This is a genomic window from Mucilaginibacter sp. P4_G9 (assembly GCF_056400985.1).
In genome coordinates this window covers 1-3,418 of the sequence record NZ_JBFUKF010000489.1, presented here as the reverse complement: position 1 = coordinate 3,418, position 3,418 = coordinate 1, and the positions used below count along the sequence as shown (strand labels likewise).

Here is a 3,418-nt window from a genome sequence, read left to right as displayed (position 1 = left end):
GCCTAATTGAGCTGTTTTTTGCGACATGGTTGACTTGGTGATCATCCCACCACGACCAAACTGCGATTTACCGGATGAAACAAACTCGGCAAAATCAACAACAGAGCCCGCAACTTCTTCAATCACAGCAGATCCAGGCGCTTTTGGGTCGCCGTTATAAATTCCATCAACATTGGTTAATACAATTAATGCCTGGGCATTCAGCATGGAGGCAATTAAGCCGGCCAGTTCATCATTATCGGTAAACATCAGCTCGGTTACCGATACCACATCATTCTCGTTAACCACGGGTATCACCTGGTGCTGTAACAACAGGTCGAGGCAGTTTTTCATGTTGAGGTAGTGCATCCTGTCCCTGAAATCCTCCTTGGTAACCAATACCTGGGAGCAAAGAATCCCAAAACGCTCAAATAACTGCGAATAGGTATTTATCAATTTTACTTGCCCTATAGAAGCCAGGAGCTGCCTTGCGGCTATGGCATCATACTTTTCGGATATGTTGATGAGGCTTCTGCCGGATGCTACGGCACCCGATGAAACCAGGATCACTTCTTTACCTTGTTTTTTGATCGCAGCTATCTGGCCAACCAGGTGCTCAATGCGTTGCAGGTCGGGAAGGCCGTTTTCCTGGGTAAATACATTGGAGCCGATTTTAATAATGATGCGCTGGTAATTAAAAGACATTTTGCCGTAGTACAGATTGAACCGCCAATATTACAAAATTGACACGGAACAGGACAGGATTATTTGAAAATATATCCACTAAAATGGTAGATTTAATAGAAGTATATGTGTATTTATCCAAAAAAATCGAGAAAAAACAAGAAAAATGTTGACACAAAGCAAATAATTTATATTTTTGTCGACTAATTCCATAGACTATGTATCATATTTACTTAATTAATACCTCTAATCAGTTTAAAATGCAGCTCGTTAATATGTGTTGTTGTTGATAGGCCCCCATGCATCTATCTCCATCAAATTAATTAAACACATACTTAAAAAATTGCGCTAACCCCCTTCATGAAAACTCTTCATAATACGATTAAACTCATAGTACTTTTTCTTGTCCTTGTCCCGGCAATAGGCCATGCACAGCTTAATGGTTCATACATAATAAGCGGCGTTGTAAAAGACGACCATGGCGAACCACTTGTAGGTACAACCGTAAGCATAAAAGGAACTACAAACAAAACCGCGTCTGACAGCACGGGTAAATTTTCTTTAACAACAAGTGCCAAATTACCCTATACTTTAATTTTTACAGCATTAGGTTTTCAGCCGCAGGAGTTTTACGTTAAAAATGCCAACAGCGCTTTAAATATTCAGTTATCAAGTCAATCGTTATTGATTAATGAGGTGGTGGTAACTGCGTCCCGTAAAGAAGAAAAGCTGCTTCGCTCTCCTGTAGCTATCGAAAAACTGAGTATCAACGCGCTTAAACAATCTCCCGGCCCAAGCTTTTACGATGCATTGGAGAACGTGAAAGGCGTACAGATGACAACCACCAGCATCACCCTTAAAGTACCTAACACACGTGGTTTTAACAGCCCGAACAACTTCAGGTTTATGCAGTTGGTTGATGGTGTTGATATGCAATCGGCTACCTTGGGTGTACCGCTTGGTAATGCCATTGGCCCAACCGAGCTGGATATTGCCAGTATTGAAATTACCCCAGGCGCGGCAGCGGCCCTTTATGGTACTAACGCGATAAATGGTTTATCCAATTTAATAACTAAAGATCCTTTTAAATACCAGGGACTGAGTTTTTACCACCGCCAGGGATTAAACCATGTAGGTAACGACCGTTTAGGTGCAAGTTCACTTACCGAGGACGCTTTGCGCTTTGCCAAAGCCTGGAATGATAAATTTGCCTTTAAACTGAATGTAAGTTACATGCAGGGTACCGATTGGCAATCAGATACACGTAAAGATCAAAACCCTTATAACCTGAAAACGGCAAATCCGGGCTTTCCTGCACTAACAGGCACAAGCAATGCTGCTTATGATGGCTGGAACAAATATGGAGATGACGCCCTTGCCGGAAGTAATACCGTTGTTGTGAAAGGCCTTACCGTTGATGGTAAAACAATGCCAGGCCTTACCGTTGCCCGTACAGGATATAATGAAGTTGACCTGGTAAGCCCTAAAGTAACTAACCTGAAACTTGATGGTACACTATCCTATAAATTAACACCAAATACCGTATTGTCTTACACCTACCGCTACGGTAGGTTGGATGGCGTATTTCAGCGCGGTAACAAAATTTCGTTACAGGACGCTACGGTACAAAACCATAAAGTGGAGTTAAAAGGCAAAGAGTTTTTGGTTCGTGCTTATGAGTCGATAGAAAATACCGGCAATTCATTCAACGTGAAGCCTTTGGCCGATAACCTTGATCTGAACCATGCAAGCAATTCGGTATGGGGAACAAGCTTTAAAAATGCGCTTAATTCTTATGGCAGTGCAAACGGAGGTTTAACATCAGCTAACCTGGCTGCTGCCGAACAATATGCAAGAGCTGCTGCAGACGCAGGAAGGGTAGAGCCTGGTACAAAAGCATTTGATGATTTAAGAAAAACTATTATCGGCATTAATAACTGGGACATCAAATCGAGCCTGATACCTAACGCCCCGGCTACCGGTGGCGCCGCGCTGGTTCAAAAAAGCCATTTATATAACGCTGAAGCCCAATGGGATTTAACAAACAGGGTAAAGGTGGTTGACCTGCTTGTTGGCGGCGATGTGCGTGTATACGCCATAACCCCGGATGGGAATAACTTTGTTGACTTTACCCGGGCTATTGCCGACAGGAACACACCTTTGGCCGATGGTAGTTTTGGTAAAGATGTGATCTACAAAAAATACGGAGCATTTACCCAGGTAACCAAAACTTTTTTCGATGAAAAATTAAAGCTATTCGGCTCAATCAGATGGGATTACAATCCTTACTTTGATCCTAAGTTCACTCCTCGTTTAGCGGCAGTTTATACCGTGAATGAGAATCATAACTTTAGGTTTACCTTCCAGAATGGTTACCGTTTCCCATCCTTGTTCGAGGCATTGTCTTATGTAAACAATGGTCGTGTTAAACGTGTGGGCAGCTTACCATTTATAAATGATGGATTGGGTTATTTAGGTAACAGTTATACACAATCGTCTGTAGTTGCTTTTAACGCTGCAGTAAATGCTGCCGGTGGTACCGACCAGGTTGCTTTAGCCAATAAAGACTTGTTGAAAGTGGCCAAGTTGCCAAATGCGCGGCCAGAGCAGATAACTTCATACGAAGTTGGTTATAAAGGTATTATTTTGGATAATAAAGTATTTATTGATATTGATGCTTACACCAACCGTTACGATGGCTTTTTAGGCCAGGTGCAGGTGTTTGTACCTAATGGTGTGCAGGTAGGCACAAATG

The 3,418-nt window shown here is 42.3% G+C and carries 2 protein-coding genes; one reads left to right on the top strand and one right to left on the bottom strand.

Features of this window, described 5'->3' with window-relative positions; translation table 11 throughout:
* A partial coding sequence (proB, locus tag AC1DPZ_RS24245; RefSeq protein WP_477408317.1) for a glutamate 5-kinase occupies positions 1-684 on the bottom strand: 684 nt, incomplete at its 3' end.
* A 339-nt stretch (positions 685-1,023) separates the two neighbouring features.
* Here proB and AC1DPZ_RS24240 point away from each other — a divergent pair.
* Positions 1,024-3,418: TonB-dependent receptor (locus AC1DPZ_RS24240; RefSeq protein WP_477408315.1), on the top strand; the 2,395-nt coding region annotated here is incomplete at its 3' end.